The sequence below is a fragment of the Variovorax sp. P2_H12 genome (assembly GCF_056403395.1).
The window spans coordinates 82,122-98,275 of the sequence record NZ_JBFUFO010000038.1 but is presented as its reverse complement, the minus strand read 5'-3'; the positions used below and the strand labels follow the sequence as shown (position 1 = coordinate 98,275).

The 16,154-nt window shown below is 67.7% G+C and carries 17 protein-coding genes and 2 tRNA genes; 11 read left to right on the top strand and 8 right to left on the bottom strand.

Annotated elements, in window-relative coordinates; translation table 11 throughout:
- The first annotated feature begins 33 nt into the window (after nucleotides 1-33).
- Entirely contained in the window at nucleotides 34-1,068 is a 1,035-nt protein-coding gene (mutY, locus tag AC1DYK_RS26970) for an A/G-specific adenine glycosylase (protein WP_478169090.1), read from the top strand.
- Here mutY and rapZ read toward each other — a convergent pair.
- The 3 genes from rapZ to AC1DYK_RS26955 are packed head-to-tail and all read right to left on the bottom strand — an operon-like array spanning nucleotide 1,065 to nucleotide 4,517.
- Complete coding sequence (gene rapZ, locus AC1DYK_RS26965; RefSeq protein ID WP_478169089.1) at nucleotides 1,065-1,940, bottom strand: RNase adapter RapZ; 876 nt, start codon at nucleotides 1,938-1,940, stop codon at nucleotides 1,065-1,067. The two genes, mutY and rapZ, sit on opposite strands and share 4 nt — an antisense overlap.
- Nucleotides 1,937-3,619: a DNA repair protein RecN gene (recN, locus tag AC1DYK_RS26960; protein ID WP_478169088.1), complete on the bottom strand. Its 1,683-nt coding sequence runs from the start codon at nucleotides 3,617-3,619 to the stop codon at nucleotides 1,937-1,939. Before recN ends, rapZ begins: the two co-directional genes overlap by 4 nt.
- A gap of 1 nt (nucleotide 3,620) precedes the next feature.
- Nucleotides 3,621-4,517: an NAD kinase gene (locus tag AC1DYK_RS26955; RefSeq protein WP_478089372.1), complete on the bottom strand. Its 897-nt coding sequence runs from the start codon at nucleotides 4,515-4,517 to the stop codon at nucleotides 3,621-3,623.
- A gap of 28 nt (nucleotides 4,518-4,545) precedes the next feature.
- On the opposite strand from AC1DYK_RS26955, the gene hrcA reads away from it, so the two are divergent.
- The 3 genes from hrcA to AC1DYK_RS26940 all read left to right on the top strand — a co-directional run bounded on the left by hrcA (nucleotide 4,546) and on the right by AC1DYK_RS26940 (nucleotide 5,853).
- Complete coding sequence (hrcA, locus tag AC1DYK_RS26950) at nucleotides 4,546-5,559, top strand: heat-inducible transcriptional repressor HrcA (protein WP_478169087.1); 1,014 nt, start codon at nucleotides 4,546-4,548, stop codon at nucleotides 5,557-5,559.
- A 37-nt stretch (nucleotides 5,560-5,596) separates the two neighbouring features.
- Nucleotides 5,597-5,673: transfer RNA gene (locus AC1DYK_RS26945), tRNA-Ile, on the top strand.
- Between the two features lie 103 nt (nucleotides 5,674-5,776).
- Nucleotides 5,777-5,853: transfer RNA gene (locus AC1DYK_RS26940), tRNA-Arg, on the top strand.
- Nucleotides 5,854-5,957: 104 nt separating this feature from the next.
- Here AC1DYK_RS26940 and AC1DYK_RS26935 read toward each other — a convergent pair.
- On the bottom strand, nucleotides 5,958-6,359 hold the full coding sequence (locus AC1DYK_RS26935; protein WP_478169086.1) for an Hsp20/alpha crystallin family protein: 402 nt from the start codon (nucleotides 6,357-6,359) through the stop codon (nucleotides 5,958-5,960).
- Nucleotides 6,360-6,373: 14 nt separating this feature from the next.
- Nucleotides 6,374-6,811 (bottom strand): Hsp20/alpha crystallin family protein, encoded by a 438-nt coding sequence (locus AC1DYK_RS26930; protein ID WP_478169085.1) that lies wholly within the window; start codon nucleotides 6,809-6,811, stop codon nucleotides 6,374-6,376.
- 301 nt (nucleotides 6,812-7,112) lie between these two features.
- Here AC1DYK_RS26930 and AC1DYK_RS26925 point away from each other — a divergent pair, with 301 nt between their 5' ends.
- The 7 genes from AC1DYK_RS26925 to greB all read left to right on the top strand — a co-directional run bounded on the left by AC1DYK_RS26925 (nucleotide 7,113) and on the right by greB (nucleotide 12,731).
- On the top strand, nucleotides 7,113-7,322 hold the full coding sequence (locus AC1DYK_RS26925) for a hypothetical protein (RefSeq protein WP_478169084.1): 210 nt from the start codon (nucleotides 7,113-7,115) through the stop codon (nucleotides 7,320-7,322).
- Nucleotides 7,323-7,588: 266 nt separating this feature from the next.
- Nucleotides 7,589-8,323 carry an ABC transporter ATP-binding protein gene (locus tag AC1DYK_RS26920; RefSeq protein WP_478169083.1) on the top strand — a complete coding sequence of 245 codons (735 nt, stop codon included), beginning with the start codon at nucleotides 7,589-7,591 and terminating at the stop codon, nucleotides 8,321-8,323.
- The gene (locus AC1DYK_RS26915) at nucleotides 8,323-9,036 is read left to right on the top strand and encodes an ABC transporter ATP-binding protein (protein ID WP_478169082.1); all 714 of its coding nucleotides are present in this window, start codon (nucleotides 8,323-8,325) and stop codon (nucleotides 9,034-9,036) included. The genes AC1DYK_RS26920 and AC1DYK_RS26915 overlap by 1 nt, the downstream gene beginning before the upstream one ends.
- A gap of 1 nt (nucleotide 9,037) precedes the next feature.
- Complete coding sequence (locus tag AC1DYK_RS26910; protein ID WP_478169081.1) at nucleotides 9,038-9,907, top strand: branched-chain amino acid ABC transporter permease; 870 nt, start codon at nucleotides 9,038-9,040, stop codon at nucleotides 9,905-9,907.
- Between the two features lie 3 nt (nucleotides 9,908-9,910).
- On the top strand, nucleotides 9,911-10,936 hold the full coding sequence (locus AC1DYK_RS26905) for a branched-chain amino acid ABC transporter permease (RefSeq protein ID WP_478169080.1): 1,026 nt from the start codon (nucleotides 9,911-9,913) through the stop codon (nucleotides 10,934-10,936).
- Nucleotides 10,933-12,150, top strand: coding sequence for an ABC transporter substrate-binding protein (locus tag AC1DYK_RS26900; protein WP_478169079.1), 1,218 nt, complete (start codon nucleotides 10,933-10,935; stop codon nucleotides 12,148-12,150). The genes AC1DYK_RS26905 and AC1DYK_RS26900 overlap by 4 nt, the downstream gene beginning before the upstream one ends.
- A gap of 29 nt (nucleotides 12,151-12,179) precedes the next feature.
- The gene (gene greB / locus AC1DYK_RS26895) at nucleotides 12,180-12,731 is read left to right on the top strand and encodes a transcription elongation factor GreB (RefSeq protein ID WP_478169078.1); all 552 of its coding nucleotides are present in this window, start codon (nucleotides 12,180-12,182) and stop codon (nucleotides 12,729-12,731) included.
- A gap of 122 nt (nucleotides 12,732-12,853) precedes the next feature.
- Here greB and AC1DYK_RS26890 read toward each other — a convergent pair whose 3' ends face one another.
- The 3 genes from AC1DYK_RS26890 to gmk all read right to left on the bottom strand — a co-directional run bounded on the left by AC1DYK_RS26890 (nucleotide 12,854) and on the right by gmk (nucleotide 16,060).
- A complete protein-coding gene (locus tag AC1DYK_RS26890; protein ID WP_478158270.1) occupies nucleotides 12,854-15,106 on the bottom strand; it encodes a RelA/SpoT family protein in 2,253 nt (750 codons plus the stop codon).
- Nucleotides 15,107-15,201: 95 nt separating this feature from the next.
- Complete coding sequence (gene rpoZ, locus AC1DYK_RS26885; RefSeq protein WP_019656435.1) at nucleotides 15,202-15,405, bottom strand: DNA-directed RNA polymerase subunit omega; 204 nt, start codon at nucleotides 15,403-15,405, stop codon at nucleotides 15,202-15,204.
- A gap of 34 nt (nucleotides 15,406-15,439) precedes the next feature.
- The gene (gmk, locus tag AC1DYK_RS26880) at nucleotides 15,440-16,060 is read right to left on the bottom strand and encodes a guanylate kinase (RefSeq protein WP_478090902.1); all 621 of its coding nucleotides are present in this window, start codon (nucleotides 16,058-16,060) and stop codon (nucleotides 15,440-15,442) included.
- Nucleotides 16,061-16,154: the final 94 nt, after the last annotated feature.

Sequence of the window (16,154 nt, the reverse complement as noted above, 5' to 3'; positions counted from 1 at the left end):
GCGCCGGTTTCATGCGGCGTGGGTCACACGCGGGTGCCGGTTTTCGCTGAGCGCGTCGTCGCCTGGCAGGGCAGCCACGGGCGCAGCGAATTGCCCTGGCAGAACACCCAGGATCCCTACCGCGTCTGGCTGTCCGAAGTGATGCTGCAGCAGACGCAGGTCTCGACCGTGCTGGGCTACTTCGCGCGCTTCCTGGCGCGCTTCCCGTCGGTGGCGGCGCTCGCGGCAGGCACCGAGGACGAGGTGTTCGGACTCTGGAGCGGACTGGGCTACTACAGCCGTGCGCGCAACATGCATCGTTGCGCGCAGGAAGTGGTCTCGCGCTTCGGCGGCGAATTTCCGCGCACGGCGGCCGAGCTCCAGACCTTGCCCGGCATCGGCCGCTCGACCGCCGCGGCGGTCGCGGCCTTCTGCTTCGGCGAGCGGGTGGCGATCCTCGACGGCAACGTGAAGCGGGTGCTCACGCGATTGCTGGCCTTCGACGGCGACATGTCTTCCGCCGCCCAGGAGCGCCTGCTGTGGAACGAGGCCACCGAACTGCTGCCGCCGGCGAAGGATCGACCCGGCATCGCCCGCTACACGCAGGGGCTGATGGACCTGGGCGCCACGGTTTGCCTGCCGCGCAAGCCCAGTTGCATGATCTGCCCGGTCAGCGACCTGTGTGCGGCACGCGAACAGGGCGCGCCCGAAAGCTATCCGGTCAAGACGCGCAAGCTGCGGCGCAGTTCCCAGTCGCTGTGGATGTTGCTGGCCCGGGACGCCCAGGGGCGCGTGTGGCTGGAGAAGCGGCCGTCGCGCGGCATCTGGGCCGGGCTCTACTGCCTGCCGATCTTCGAGAGCCGTGCCGCGCTGCTGGAAACGCTGGTCGCCCGGGACCGCGCCAACGCCCGCGACGACGCCGCCTTCCTGCACGTGCTCACGCACAAGGATCTGCATCTGCATCCGGTTGGCGTCGACAGCCGCGGCACAAGGCCGACGGCCGGAGCAGGCGACTGGTTCGCCACCGGCGAGTGGACCGCGCTGGGGCTGCCCGCACCGGTGCGCAAGCTGATCGCCCAGGAGGGCTAGATTCCGTCGAGCTCCCGGTGCCGCTTGAGCGCGGCCCAGCGGGCGCCGAAGCCGCGCGCCAGCTGCTCCACCAGGAACACCGAGCGGTGCTGGCCGCCGGTGCAGCCGATGGCCACGGTGACGTAGCTGCGATGGTCGCGCGCGAGGGCGTCGAGCCAGCGGCCCAGGAACTGCTCGATGTCGCCGTACATCCGGGCCACGTCCTCGTCCTCGCGCAGCCACTCGATCACGGGCGCATCGCGTCCGGTCAGCGCCCGCAGCGCCGGCACGTAGTGCGGGTTGGGCAGCATGCGGACGTCGAACACGAAGTCGGCGTCGAGCGGCACGCCGCGCTTGAACGCGAAGGACTCGAACACCAGCGTGAGCGCGCTCTCGGGGGCCGAGATCAGCGCCTTGACGTAGCTCTGCAGCTGGGCCGGGCGAATGATGCTGGTGTCGACGACGTCGGCGCCGTCGCGCAGGTCCGCCAGCAGTTCGCGCTCGAGTTCGATCGCCTGGATCAGGACGCGCTGCTGCTCTGGCGCATCGGTGCGGCCTTCCTGGCGCGACAGCGGGTGCCGGCGCCGGGTCTCGGAATAGCGGCGCACCAGCGCATCGGTGGTGGCGTCGAGGAACAGCGAGCGCAACGACACGCCCTGCTGCCGCAGGCCTTCGAGCTGGTGCGGCACCAGCGGCAGAGAGACGCCGCTTCGCACGTCCATCGCGATCGCGACCTTGGCCGCCTGCTGTTGCTGCTGCAGCGCGATGAAAGGCGAGAGCAGCTCGGGCGGCAGGTTGTCGACGCAGTAGTAGCCGGCGTCTTCGAGCGCGTGCAGGGCGACGGACTTGCCGGAGCCCGACATGCCGGTGATCAGTACGAGTTCAAGGCTCATGACGCCGCCGCCGTCGCCTTCTGCCCCAGCATCTCGCGCGCATGCGCCAGCGAAGTGCGGGACACGCGTTCGCCGCCCAGCATGCGGGCGATTTCTTGCGCCCGGCCTTCGTCGTCGATTGCCGCGACGCTGCTCTCGGTGCGCGCGGCGTCCTGGCCCTTGGCGGCGGTCTGGCGCTTGGCGACCACGAGGTGGTGGTCGGCGCAGGCCGCCACCTGCGGCAGGTGGGTCACGGCCAGCACCTGGCGGTCGCGGCCGAGCTGTTTCATGAGCCGGCCGACGGTTTCGGCCACGGCGCCGCCGACGCCGGCATCGACCTCGTCGAAGATCAGGGTCTGGGCGGCGCCGAGTTCGCTGGTCGTCACCGCGATGGCCAGGGCGATGCGCGACAGTTCGCCGCCGGAGGCCACCTTGCCGATCGAGCGCGGCGTGCTGCCGGCATGTCCGCTGACCAGGAAGGCGATGTCTTCGAGGCCCGAACGGCTCGGTTGTGCGAAGGGCTGCAGCGCGACCTCGAAGCGGCCGCCCTTCATGCCGAGTTCCTGCATGGCCTGCGTGACCGCCTGCGCGAGCTTGGGCGCGGCCTGCTTGCGGGCCTTGGCGAGCGCCTTGGCCTCTTTCAGGTAGATCTGCTGCGCCGATTGCTCGGCGCGTTCGAGCGCCTCGAGATCGCTCTGGGCATCGAGCGCCTTCAGCTCGGCCTGCCAGCCGGTGAACAGCGCCGGCAGCTCGGCCGGTGTGCGCCGGTAGCGGCGGGCGAGCGACATCCACAGGCCCATGCGTTCGTCCAACTCGGCCAGCCGCTCGGGGTCGGTGTCGGCCTGGCGCAGGTAGCTGTGCAGCGAATGCGCGGCGTCCGACGCCTGAGCAACGCTGGAAGCGAGCACCTCGCCCAACGCCTTGAATTCCGGCTCGATGTGCTCGCAGTTCTGCAGCAGCGCGAGGGCGCGGGCCAGCGCCGCCAGGGCGCCGCTGTCGTCGTCCTCGAGCGCGCTGCTGGCGCCCTCGGCAGCATCGATCAGTGCCTGGGCGTTGGAGATGCGGCTGTGGCTGGCGGTGAGTTCTTCCCACTCGTCCTCGCCCGGCGCCAGCTTGGCGACCTCGGCCACCTGCCATTGGAGGCGCTCCCGTTCGCGCTGCAGCGAATCCTGGGCCGAGCGGGCATTCTCGAGCGCGGCGATCGCCTGGCGCCAGCCTTGCCAGGCCGTCTCGAGCGCGCCGGTGTCGACGCCGGCATAGGCGTCGAGCAGGCCGCGCACGGCGTCCGGCCGCGTCAGGCTTTGCCAGGCGTGCTGCCCGTGGATGTCGAGCAGGCGGTCGCCGAGCTCGCGCAACTGGGTGGCGGTGGCCGGGCTGCCGTTGATCCAGCCGCGGCTGCGGCCCTGGAGGTCGACCGTGCGGCGCAGCAGCAGGACATCACCGCCCTCGAAGCCGCCTTCCTCCAGCCAGTCGGCCAGGCCCGGGTCGGTGTCGAACTCGACGCTCACGTCCAGCCGCTCGGCGCCTTCGCGCACCGCGCCGGCATCGGCCCGGTTGCCGAGCGCCAGCTGCAGCGCGTCGATCAGGATGGACTTGCCGGCACCGGTCTCGCCGGTGAGCACCGTGAAGCCGCCGGCCAGATCGAGCTCGAGCGCTCGCACGATCACGAAATCCCGCAGCGCAATGCGCCTCAACGCCATCTCAAGATCCCCCTTCGTTCCAGTGCAGTTTGCGGCGCAAGGTGTCGAAGTAGCTCCAGCCCTTGGGATGCAGGAAGCGCACCCGGTAGTCGGAGCGGCGCACCATCACCTTGTCGCCGATGGCCAGCGTGGCCAGCGATTGCATGTCGAAATTGGCGCTGGCGTCGCGCCCGCCGACCAGTTCGATCGTGACCTCGTCCGCGTCCGGCAGCAGCAGCGGCCGGTTCGACAGCGTGTGCGGCGCGATCGGCACCAGCACCCAGCCCCGCACCGCGGGATGCAGCAGCGGCCCGCCGGCCGACAGCGCATAGGCGGTCGATCCGGTGGGGGTCGCGATGATCATGCCGTCGGCGCGCTGGTTGGCGACGAAATGGGCGCCCACGGTGACCCGCAGCTCGACCATGCCCGAGGTGGCGCCGCGGTTGACCACCACGTCGTTCATTGCGAGGGTGTCGAACACCGATTCGTCGCCGCGCATCACCCGCGCCTTCATCAGCGTGCGCAGGTCTTCCTCGTAGTCGCCGGCCAGCATCGGGATCAGCGTGGCCTGGTAGTTGTCGAGCGAGATGTCGGTGATGAAGCCGAGCCGGCCGCGGTTGATGCCGATCAGCGGCACGTCGTGCGGCGCGAGCTGGCGACCGATGCCGAGCATGGTGCCGTCGCCGCCGACCACCAGGCCGAGCTCGCACTGCTGGCCGATTTCTTCCACCGTCAGCGCGGGATAGGGGCCGGTTTCGACGGCGTCGGATTGCGACTTCTCGACGAACACCTTGCAGCCCTGCGATTCGAGGAAGGCGCCGATGCCTTCCATGATGTCGTCCTGCGCGCCGCATTGCGCCCGGGCGCCGGAGGCCTGGTATTTACCGATCAGTGCGACATGCCGAAAGCGGGAGCTCATTCACAAATTACAACATTAAAATCATTCGATGCTGGACGACCGTGCCAAGTTGCTGCTGAAGACTCTCGTCGAGCGCTACATCGCCGACGGGCAGCCCGTGGGATCGCGCACGCTTTCCCGTGCGCCGGGGCTGGACCTGTCGCCGGCGACCATCCGCAACGTGATGTCCGACCTCGAGGTGCTCGGGCTGATCGCAAGCCCCCACACTTCTGCGGGTCGCATTCCGACCGCCCGCGGCTATCGGCTGTTCGTCGACACCATGCTGACCGCGCAGCACGAGCAGTTCACCTCGGCCTCGGCGCCGAGCCTGGCACCCGACCAGCCGCAGAAGGTGATCACGAACGCCGCCCACTTGCTGTCGAGCATGTCGCAGTTCGTCGGCGTGGTGATGGCGCCGCGGCGTGCCTCGGTGTTCCGGCAGATCGAGTTCCTGCGGCTGGCCGACCGCCGGCTGCTGGTGATCATCGTCGCGCCCGACGGCGACGTTCAGAACCGGGTGATCTTCCCCGAGGTCGACTACTCGCAGTCGCAGCTGGTCGAGGCGTCGAACTACATCAATGCCCACTTTGCCGGCTTGACGATCGAGCAGGTGCGCGACCGCCTTCAGTCCGAGGTCGAGCAATTGCGCGGCGAGATCGCGGCGCTGATGCAGGCCGCCGTGCAGGTCAGCTCCGAGGTCATGACCGAGGCGCAGGACGAAGTCGTGATCGCGGGCGAGCGCAACCTGCTGGCGGTGACCGACTTCTCCAGCGACATGAGCCACCTGCGGCGCGCCTTCGAGCTGTTCGAGCACAAGACCCAGCTGATGCGCCTGCTGGATGTCTCGAGCCAGGCGGAGGGCGTGCGCATCTTCATCGGCGGCGAAAGCCAGGTGGTGCCGTTCGACGACCTGTCGATCGTCAGCGCGAACTACGAGGTCGACGGACAGGTGGTCGGCACGCTGGGCGTCATCGGTCCCACGCGGATGCCGTATGAGCGCATGATCCAGATTGTCGACATCACCTCGAAGCTGGTCACCAACGCGCTGAGCCACCGCAAGTAGGGCAGGGCGTCGCGGCCCACTAGAATCCGGGGCGCGTGGGCCGTTAGCTCAGTTGGTTAGAGCAGCGGACTCATAATCCGTTGGTCCCTGGTTCAAGCCCAGGACGGCCTACCAGGCATTCATTGAAGTTCAGGTCTGCTCCCGCGCTCGGTCTTTTGCTAAACAAAAACCGATGCGTGGACAGATCGCAAAAATGGATGCTATAATCGCAAGCTGTGCGGCTGTAGCTCAGTTGGATAGAGTACTTGGCTACGAACCAAGGGGTCGTGGGTTCAATTCCTGCCAGCCGCACCACTCTCTCGAATGGCCTAGAAGATTTACCTCTTCTAGGCCATTTTTTTTGGCGCGCTTTCTTGCGTGGCCACGACCTGTCCTTCGACTCGTCGCGGCCGGGGCGCTCAGCTCACGTCGACATTGATGCGTCGCGGTTGAGCGTGTTCCATCTTTGGAATCCGCAGCTTGAGCACGCCCTGCACCAGCTCCGCCGAGATCTTCTCGGTGTCGAGTTCCTTGCTCAGCGTGAAGACCCGATGAAAGCGGCCGAGGCCGACTTCGGTGTGGCTGGACTGCAGCCCGTCGGGCACCGCCATGTCGATCTCCCCTTCGATCGTCAGCGAATCGGATTCGACGTTCAGGTGCAGCTTGTCGCGCGGCACGCCGGGCAGGTCGGCGTACAGCGTGATGCCGGCGCTGTCCTCGATCACGTCCACGGGGGGCGTCAGGGCGGCCTCGCCGTAGCTCCGCTCGTCCTTGCGCGCGACCACGTCGGAGGACTTGTCTCTCTTCTGGATGTCGTTCATGGCTGTTCTCCCGATCATTGGATGGCGATGCGTCGCGGCAAGGCGGAGGCGCGGCGCTGGACGGTGATGTGGACCACGCCGTCCCGCGCCTTGGCTTCGACCGCCTCGGGGTCGACGTCGTCGGGCAGGCTCAGCACCCGGCGGAAGGTGCCCTCGAAACGCTCGTTGATGTGCAGCGTCTCCTTGCCGCCGGGTTGCGGCGCCGCACTCTGGCGCTCGCCGGCGATGCTGAGGATGCCTCGGTCGAGGCTGATCTCGAGCGTCGCGGGATCGACGCCCGGCGCCAGGACATAGATTTCGACCGTCTTGGCCGTGCCGCCGACGTTGAGGGCAGGGAAAGCGCTGCGGCCGAAGCCGCGGATGGTGGGAGAGAGGTCGAAGGCCTGCTGCATCTCGCGCTGCAGGCGATCCATCTCCGCGAACATGTCGCGTGGAAACAGGGATCGATACATGGCGCATACCTCCATTCAGGGTTGAGGTGAGCGCTGGAGGCGTCTCCAGCGCTTCCGGAATGGAAACTGGGATCCGCTTGCGAAACTTCAAGGGATGACCTGATCAAAAGTGCTCAGGGCCACGCGCTGGCGCGCCGCTGACCCAGAGTCGGTGATGCGGCAGGGTGTAACCGCGCGCCGCCAGCAACATTACCGCCGCCGTGGGCGCCCTGTGACTGCGGGCTGCCGGGCGCCCATAATCCGGCCCTCGGCCAAGCCAGAGGCCGCTTTCATATGCCTGGCGTTCATTGGGGCAACCACGATGAGTTCATTGCAAAAGTTCCTGCCGGCCTCCGAGCCCGCACGCAGCGAGGCCCTGGCCCTGCTGAAGAAGACTCACCATGCGCCGCGCCATCTCGTGCGGGGCGTCGCACGCGGCACCTTCGGCAAGCAGGCGTCGGCAGTTCAGCAAGACCAGCAACAGGAAATCGTCCCGCAGGGCGAATCGCCGTCGGAACCGCAGGTCGGCTGAGCGCCGCACCTGATCCGACCTCCGACCCGGTCCCGCGCCGTCGCGACCCCCGCGATGGCGCAGCCGCGGGCGGCGCCTGCGCACGGGCAAGGGTAAAGCCGGGCTTTCCGATCCTTCAAACGCCGGTATCTTTTGTATCCAGTGGCATCCAGACACAAGTCCGGGTGCAGGCTGCGCCGAGGTCGGCCGCGGCCCCACCGTGCAAGGAGTCGGCCATCGCCTCGCCTGCCCACCGTGCCGATCTGTTGCGCGTCGAAGGTGTCACCGTGCGTTTCGGTGGCATTACGGCGCTCGACAAGGTGTCGTTCTCAGTGCCGGAGGGCCACATCGTCGGCCTGATCGGCCCGAACGGCGCCGGCAAGACCACGCTCTTCAACTGCCTGTCGCGGCTCTACGCCTTCAGCGAGGGCAGCATCTCGTTCGAGGGCCGCTCGCTGGTCGAGACGCCGGCGCACGGCATCGCGGCGATGGGCATCGGCCGCACCTTCCAGAACCTCGCGCTGTTCCGGACCATGACCGTGCGGCAGAACATCCTGCTGGGCGGCCACTGCCGCACCCGCAGCGGCTTCTTCGCCAACGCCTTGCGGCTGCCGGGGGTGCGGCGCGAGGAACAGGTGCTCGAAGCCCATGCCGACCAGCTGGTCGGCATGCTCGATCTGGGCGCCGTGGCCGGCACGCGCGTGATGGACCTGCCCTTCGGCACCCAGAAGCGCGTCGAGCTGGCCCGGGCGCTGGCGAGCCAGCCCAAGCTGCTGCTGCTCGACGAGCCGGCCGGCGGCCTGAACCACGAGGAGGTCGGCAGGCTGATGGCGTTGCTGCGCGAGGTGCGCGCGCGGCTCCAGCTCACGATGCTGCTGGTGGAGCACCACATGAACCTCGTGATGCGGGTGTCCGACAAGGTGGTGGCGCTCGATTTCGGCCGCATCATCGCCGACGGTTCGCCGGCCGAGGTGCAGGCCAACGCCGAGGTGATCCGCGCCTACCTGGGGGACGCCGGTTGATGGCCCGCCTGCTCGAAGTCCATGGACTGCGCGCGCAGTACGGCGCGAGCCAGGTGCTGCACGGCATCGACTTCGACGTCGAGGAGGGCGGCATCACGACCATCCTCGGCGCCAACGGCGCCGGCAAGACGACCACCTTGCGCGCGGTCTGCGGCATGGTCAAGACCGAAGGCGAGATCCACTTCGCCGGCCACCGCATCGAAGGCCGCGCGACCGAGTCCATCGTGCGCCTGGGCGTGGCCCACGTGCCCGACGGGCGCGGCACCTTCGTCGCGCTGAGCGTCGAGGAGAACCTGCGCCTGGGCGCCTACACACGCCGCGACAAGGCCGAGGTGGCGGCCGATTTCGAACGCATCTACAACCACTTCCCGCGGCTCAAGGAGCGCCGCCTCCAGCAGGCCGGCACCCTCTCGGGCGGCGAGCAGCAGATGCTCGCCGTCTCGCGCGCCCTGATGCTGCGGCCCCGGCTGCTGCTGCTGGACGAGCCCTCGTTCGGCCTGGCGCCGCGCATCGTGCAGGAGCTGTTCGAGATCCTGCGCGAAATCAATGCCAGGGAACGCGTGAGCATGCTGCTGGTGGAGCAGAACGCGGCGCTGGCGCTGCGGCTGGCCGACCATGCCTACCTGCTCGAAACCGGCCGCGTCGTGGTCTCGGGCAGCGCCGAAACCGTGCGCAACGACGAAGCGGTGCGGCGCTCCTACCTCGGATATTGAAATGAACCTGCTGCTGCACCAGGTGCTCTCCGGACTCGCCACCGGCGGCATCTATGCCAGCGTGGCGCTGGCGCTGGTGATGATCTACCAGGCCACGCATCTGGTGAACTTCGCCCAGGGCGAACTCGCGATGTTCTCCACCTACATCGCCTGGAGCCTGATACAGGCCGGCATGCCCTACTGGGTGGCGTTCTTCGTCACGGTCGCGATTGCCTTCGTGCTCGGCGTGCTGATCGAGCGCATCGTCGTGCGGCCGGTCGAGAGCGCGCCGATTCTTTCGGTCGTGATCGTCTTCATCGGCCTGCTGGTGATCCTCAACAGCCTCGCGGGCTGGATCTTCAGCTACACGATCAAGCCCTTCCCGAGCCCGTTCCCGACCGAGCCGTTGTTCGGCAATCGCTTCATGTCCTCGCACGAGCTGGGTTCGATCGGCATCACGCTGGCGGTGCTGGCGCTGGTGTTCGTGTTCTTCCGCTACACGCCGCTCGGCCTGGCGATGCGCGCGGCGGCGCAGAACCCGGACTCGAGCCGGCTGGTGGGCATCCGCGTCGGCTGGATGCTGGCCCTGGGCTGGGGCCTGGCGGCGGCGATCGGCGCCATCGCCGGCATCATGGTCGCGCCCGCCGTGTTCCTCGAGCCGAACATGATGGCCGGCATCCTGCTGTATGCCTTCGCCGCCGCCCTGCTCGGCGGCATCGACAGCCCGGGCGGCGCGGTGCTCGGCGGCTTCATCGTCGGCGTGCTCGAGAACCTGGTCGGCGCCGTGCTGGGCACCGAGCTCAAGCTGACGGTGGCGCTGGTGCTGATCGTCGGCGTGCTGGTGATCCGGCCGTCGGGGCTGTTCGGCAAAGTCAACGTCACGCGGGTCTGAACCATGACCGAGCCGCACGCGCCCACCCGCAAGCCATCGACCAGGCTTCGCCTGGTCGGCCTGCTGCTGCTGGCCGTGGTGGCCTGCGCGCTGCCCTTCCTGGTCAGCAATTACCGGGTGTTCCAGTTCACGCTGGCACTGGTCTATGCCATCGCGCTGCTCGGGCTCAACATGCTCACCGGCTACAACGGCCAGATCTCGCTCGGCCACGGCGCCTTCTACGCCATCGGCGCCTATGTCGCGGCGATCCTGATGGACCAGTTCGGCGTGCCCTACTGGCTCACGCTGCCGGCCGCCGGCGCGGTGTGCCTGCTGGCCGGTTTCCTGTTCGGCCTGCCGGCGCTGCGGCTCGAAGGGCTCTACCTGGCGCTGGCGACCTTCGCGCTCGGCGTGGCGATGCCGCAGATCCTCAAGTACAAGCATCTGGAGCACTGGACCGGCGGCGCGCAAGGCATCGTGATCGTCAAGCCCGAGGCGCCCGAGTGGACCGGGCTGACCCAGGACCAGTGGCTCTACTTCGTGGTGCTGGGGGTGCTGGTCGTGATGTTCGTCCTCGCCTGGAACCTGCTGCGCGGCCGCATCGGACGCGCGATGGTGGCGATCCGCGACCAGCCGATCGCGGCCCAGGCGATGGGGGTCGACACCGCCATGGTCAAGTCGTTGACTTTCGGCGTCTCCGCGATGTACACCGGTGTTGCGGGGGCGCTGGGGGCGATCGTGGTTCAGTTCGTCGCGCCGGACTCGTTCAGCATCTTCCTCTCGATCACGCTGGTGGTGGGTGTGGTGATCGGCGGCCTGGCATCGATCCAGGGCGCGATCTACGGCGCGCTGTTCATCCAGTTCATACCGAATGTCGCCGACCAGATTTCGAAGGCCGCACCGTGGGCGATCTACGGCGTTTTCCTGATCGTCTTCATGTACGTGATGCCCACCGGAGTGGCCGGGCTGGTCCGCATCCTCGCCGGCCGCTTCAGGCAGCGGCGCGAGCGCGCAGAGAGTTCATCGTTGACACAGAAGGAGACATCATGAAATTCAGTCCCTACCGTCGCGCAACCCTGCTCGCCGCGGCCCTGGCCGTCATTGCCGCACCGGCGCTGGCGCAGAAGAAATACGGGCCCGGTGTCACCGACACCGAGATCAAGCTCGGCCAGACCATGCCCTACAGCGGACCGGCCTCGGCCTACGGCACCATCGGCAAGCTCCAGCAGGCCTATTTCGGGATGATCAACGAGCAGGGCGGCATCAACGGCCGCAAGATCAACCTGATCAGCCTCGACGACGGCTACAGCCCGCCGAAAGCGGTGGAGCAGGTGCGCCGGCTGGTCGAACAGGACGAGGTGCTGGCGCTGTTCCAGACGTTGGGCACGCCGAGCAACTCGGCGATCCACAAGTACGTGAACGCGAAGAAGGTGCCGCACCTGCTGCTGGCCACCGGCGCCACCAAATGGGCCGATCCCAAGAACTTTCCGTGGACGCTGGGTTTCAACCTGAGCTACCAGTCCGAAGGCCAGATCTACGCCAAGTACCTGATGAAGGAGAAGCCCAACGCGAAGATCGCGATCCTTTATCAGAACGACGACTACGGCAAGGACCTGCTCAAGGGCGTGAAGGACGGCCTGGGCGCGAAGGGCGCCAAGATGGTGGTCGCCGAAGCCAGCTATGAAGTGACCGACCCGACGGTCGACTCGCAGATCCTCACGCTGCAGAACTCCGGCGCCGACACCTTCATCGACATCACGACGCCGAAGTTCTCCGCCCAGGCCATCCGCAAGTCCTTCGACTCGGGCTGGAAGCCGCTGCACATCATCAACAACGTCGGCGCCTCGGTGGGCTCGGTGCTGGCGCCGGCCGGACTCGACAAGTCGACCGGCCTGCTCACGCTGCAGTACTACAAGGACCCGAACGACCCGCAGTGGAAGGACGACCCGGCGATGCTCGAATGGCGCGCCTTCATGGGCCGCTACTACAAGGAGGGCGACCCGAAGGACGCCGCCAATCTCTACGCCTACCTGGCGGCGCAGATCATGGTCCAGATCCTCAAGCAGTGCGGCAACGATCTCACGCGCGAGAACGTGATGAAGCAGGCCGCCAACATCAAGAACCTGAAGCTGCCGCTGCTCCTGACGGGCATGTCGCTGAACACCACGCCGACCGACTTCTTCCTGGTCAAGCAGGGGCAGCTGGCGCGCTTCACGGGCACGCAATGGCAGGGCTTCGGCGAGGTGCTGAGTACCACCGACTGAGCTTTTCGCTGTGATACAACCATCGGAGCATGAGCAAGGCATTCACGAAGGAAAGCGACGCGGACGACGACGAGGGCGCAGCGCTGCCGCCGTTGCCCGCGGGCGGCAAGAACTACATGACGCCGGCCGGCTATGCGCGGCTGCGCGCGGAGTTGCTCGACCTCATGGACAACGAGCGGCCGAAGGTGGTCGAGGCGGTGCATTGGGCGGCCAAGAACGGCGATCGCTCCGAGAACGGCGACTACCTCTACGGCAAGAAGCGGCTGCGCGAGATCGATCGCCGCATCCGCTTCCTGACCAAGCGGCTCGAGGTGGCGGAGGTCACCGACCCCTCGGTGCACCATGGCAGCGACCAGGTGTTCTTCGGCTCGACCGTGCGCTATGCGGACGAGAACGGCGAGGAGCGCGAGGTCACCATCCTCGGCATCGACGAGGCCGACAGCGCCCAGGCGCAGGTCAGCTGGATCTCGCCGATCGCGCGGGCGCTGCTCAAGGCCAGGGAGGGCGACGTGGTGAAGCTGGCGACGCCCGGCGGCGTGCACGAGATCGAGGTGCTGTCGGTCAGCTACCCCGAGAACTAGGGCCCTCACGCTCCCCCACTTCGTGTGGGTCGCTGCCCCCCGAGGGGGAGTCAGCAGGCCGCCCGTCAGCGAAGCGCGGACTTCGCCGCGCTGGCGGCCCGGCGCCGGCCTGACCTGAATATTCAGGGCGCCGGCACGGTCCGCGCCGCCGCGAGCACGGACGACGTGCGCCGCGCCGCGCGCAGCACCGCATCGAGGTGCGTGCGGTCGCGCACAGCGATCACGAAGCGCAGGTCGGTCGAATCCTGGGGCGTCTCGTCGGCCATCTCGACGTGCGTGATGTCGGCTTCGGCGTCCGCCAGCGTGGCCGCGACCCGCGCCAGCACGCCCTTGTCGTTGCGCACCGTGATCACCACGCCGGTCTCGAAGGTGCGCACCGGCTCGTCGGCCCATTCGACCGCGAAGAAGCGCTCGCTGTCCTTGTAGCGCAGCCGCTGGCCGACGCCGCATTCGTCGGTGTGCACCACCAGGCCCTCGCCGTGCCCGAGGTAGCCGACGATGGCGTCGCCCGGGATCGGCCGGCAACACAGCGCGAAGCGCACGGAGGAGTTCTCGCTGCCGTCGAGCGTGACCGCGCCCTGCGACACCCCCTCGTGCGCGGTGAATCGTTCGCGGCTCAGCATCAGTGCGTCGGGCTTCTCGCCGCGCTCGGCCAGGAGCGCCATCAGCCGCTTGGCCACGATGCTCGCGATGCGCTTGCCCAGTCCGATGTCGGTCAGGAGCTCGGAGCGGGTGCGGTTGCCGGTGAAGCGCAGCAGCTTCTCCCACAGCGCCTGGTGCTCGGCGTCGTCGTCGGGCAGCTTGCCCAGGCCTTCGGCGCGCAGCGCCTGCGCCAGCAGCTTCTCGCCCAGGCCTTCGGATTCGGCGTGCGCCAGGGTCTTGAGGTAGTGGCGGATCTTGGAACGGGCGCGGCCGGTGCGCACGAAGCCGAGCCAGGCCGGGTTGGGCGTCGACACCGGCGCCGTGATGATCTCCACCACGTCGCCGTTCTTGAGCTCGGTGCGCAGCGGCACCTGGTCGCCGTTGATGCGCGCCGCCGAGGTGTGGTCGCCGATGTTGCTGTGGATCGCGTAGGCGAAATCGACCACGGTGGCGCCGCGCGGCAGCGCCATGATCTGGCTCTTGGGCGTGAAGACGTAGACCGCGTCGGGGAACAGGTCGACCTTGACGTGGTCCCAGAACTCGGCGGCGTCGCGGGTCTCGTCCTGGATGTCGAGCAGCGACTGCAGCCACTTGGCGCCCAGCCGCTCGCTGGTCGCCGCGGCCGGCTCGGCCGCCTTGTAGAGCCAGTGGGCCGCGACGCCCGACTCGGCCACCACGTGCATCGCCTCGGTACGCAGCTGGAACTCGACGTTGACGCCCGACGGACCCACCAGCGTGGTGTGCAGCGACTGGTAGCCGTTGAGCTTGGCGATCGCGATGTGGTCCTTGAACTTGCCCGGCAGCGGCTTGTACATCTGGTGCAGGATGCCCAGGCCGGTGTAGCAGGCGATCACGGTCGGCACGATCAGCCGGAAACCGTAGATGTCGGTGACCTGGGCGAAGCTCAGGTGCTTCTCGTCCATCTTGCGGTAGATGGAATAGAGCGTCTTCTCGCGCCCGGCGATGCGCACGCTCATGCCGGCGGCGGCAAAGCCGGTCTCGACTTCCTGCTGCACCTTCTGGATCAGGTCGCGGCGCCGTCCGCGCGCTTTCGCCACCGCCTTGGACAGCACCGAGTAGCGCCAGGGCCGCAGGTGCCGGAACGACAGGTCCTGCAGTTCGCGGTAGGTCTGGTTCAGGCCCAGGCGGTGGGCGATCGGGGCGTAGATCTCGAGCGTCTCGCGCGAGATGCGGGCCCATTTCTCGCGCGGCGCATCGTCCAGCGTGCGCATGTTGTGGGTGCGGTCGGCCAGCTTGACCAGGATCACCCGCACATCGCGCGCCATCGCCAGCAGCATCTTGCGGAAGGACTCGGCCTGGTTCTCCTCGCGGGTGTTGAAGCGCAGCTTGTCCAGCTTGGTGAGGCCGTCGACCAGTTCGGCCACCGGGGCGCCGAAGCGCTCGATCAGCTCGGACTTGGTGACGCCGCAGTCCTCGATCGCGTCGTGCAGCAGGGCCGCCATCAGCGCCTGGGCGTCGAGCTTCCATTCGGCGCATTGCGCCGCCACGGCGATCGGATGGGTGATGTAGGGCTCGCCGCTGTTGCGCAGCTGCCCCAGGTGGGCCTCGTCGGCGAAGCGGTAGGCGCGGCGGACCTGCTCGATGTCCTCGGGGACCAGGTAGTCGAGCCGGTCGGTCAGCGCGGCGAAACTGGCGGCGGCCGCATTCAGCGCCGCGGGGCTCGGCCGCAGGGCAGGAGGTGTCCCGGACTGGGGCTTGACGACCGCGCTCATGGCGTGCACTTTAGCGTGACGGCCGGTGCCACGCATTCGCCCACAAAAAAAGCACCGCGTACGGTGCTTCCTTGTTGCATGTGAGCATCAACTTCTCAGCCGGGGACCTTCTTCAGCATCTCGAGGCCGATCTTGCCTTCGGCGATTTCGCGCAGCGCGGTCACAGCCGGCTTGTTCTTGCTTTCGATCTTCGGGGCGTGGCCCTGGCTCAGCATGCGCGCACGGTAGGTGGCGGCCAGCACGAGCTGGAAGCGGTTCGGGATGTGAACGAGGCAATCTTCGACGGTGATGCGGGCCATGAGGATCTTTCGGTGGGCGGACTTTGGGGTCGTTTCAGGGGATGTTCAGCGCGGCGAAGGTGTCGGCGCGTGCGCGGCGCTGTGCGGAATAGCGCAGCCGCTGAGCGTGGACGATCGCTTTCAGGTCGAAAAGTGCGCGCTCAAATACCTCGTTGATTATAACGAAGTCGAATTCCCCTGCGCGCGCCATCTCTTCGGCGGCGTTCTGGAGCCGCAGTTCGATGATCGCGGCGCTGTCCTCGCCGCGGCGCTCGAGCCGCGAGCGCAGCTCTTCCCAGCTCGGCGGCAGGATGAAGATCATCACGGCATTGGCGAAGGTCTTGCGGATCTGGAGTGCGCCCTGGAAGTCGATCTCGAGGATCACGTCCGCCCCCTGGGCGATGCGTTCCTCGATCGCCTTCTTGGAGGTGCCGTAGCGCTGGCCGTGCACATGGGCCCATTCGACGAAGGCCTCGGCCTCTACCATGGCGTCGAATTCGGGGTGCGAGGCGAAGAAGTACTCGCGGCCGTGTTTTTCCTGGCCGCGGGGCGGGCGCGTGGTGTGCGACACCGAGGGCTGCACGGCCGAGTCGAGCTCCATGAGGGCCTTGACCAGGCTCGATTTGCCGGCGCCGCTGGGCGCCGCGACCACGAAGATGTTGCCGGGGTAGTCCATGGATTCTGTGTTCGATGCCCGGCAGCCCAGGCGCGATGCGGGCTTTCAGCGGCTGGATTCTGGGGTGTGGTCGCGTTGGCGGGAACCCTGAAGT

Coding starts and splice junctions, on each gene's coding strand:
- recN (WP_478169088.1), bottom strand. CDS start 3,619: ATGGCGTTGAGGCGCATTGCGCTGCGGGATTTCGTGATCGTGCGAGCG.
- AC1DYK_RS26905 (WP_478169080.1), top strand. CDS start 9,911: ATGACCGAGCCGCACGCGCCCACCCGCAAGCCATCGACCAGGCTTCGC.
- AC1DYK_RS26900 (WP_478169079.1), top strand. CDS start 10,933: ATGAAATTCAGTCCCTACCGTCGCGCAACCCTGCTCGCCGCGGCCCTG.
- AC1DYK_RS26915 (WP_478169082.1), top strand. CDS start 8,323: ATGGCCCGCCTGCTCGAAGTCCATGGACTGCGCGCGCAGTACGGCGCG.
- AC1DYK_RS26930 (WP_478169085.1), bottom strand. CDS start 6,811: ATGTATCGATCCCTGTTTCCACGCGACATGTTCGCGGAGATGGATCGC.
- AC1DYK_RS26955 (WP_478089372.1), bottom strand. CDS start 4,517: ATGAGCTCCCGCTTTCGGCATGTCGCACTGATCGGTAAATACCAGGCC.
- AC1DYK_RS26935 (WP_478169086.1), bottom strand. CDS start 6,359: ATGAACGACATCCAGAAGAGAGACAAGTCCTCCGACGTGGTCGCGCGC.
- rapZ (WP_478169089.1), bottom strand. CDS start 1,940: ATGAGCCTTGAACTCGTACTGATCACCGGCATGTCGGGCTCCGGCAAG.
- AC1DYK_RS26925 (WP_478169084.1), top strand. CDS start 7,113: ATGAGTTCATTGCAAAAGTTCCTGCCGGCCTCCGAGCCCGCACGCAGC.
- AC1DYK_RS26890 (WP_478158270.1), bottom strand. CDS start 15,106: ATGAGCGCGGTCGTCAAGCCCCAGTCCGGGACACCTCCTGCCCTGCGG.
- rpoZ (WP_019656435.1), bottom strand. CDS start 15,405: ATGGCCCGCATCACCGTCGAAGATTGCCTCGTTCACATCCCGAACCGC.
- gmk (WP_478090902.1), bottom strand. CDS start 16,060: ATGGACTACCCCGGCAACATCTTCGTGGTCGCGGCGCCCAGCGGCGCC.
- greB (WP_478169078.1), top strand. CDS start 12,180: ATGAGCAAGGCATTCACGAAGGAAAGCGACGCGGACGACGACGAGGGC.
- hrcA (WP_478169087.1), top strand. CDS start 4,546: ATGCTGGACGACCGTGCCAAGTTGCTGCTGAAGACTCTCGTCGAGCGC.
- AC1DYK_RS26910 (WP_478169081.1), top strand. CDS start 9,038: ATGAACCTGCTGCTGCACCAGGTGCTCTCCGGACTCGCCACCGGCGGC.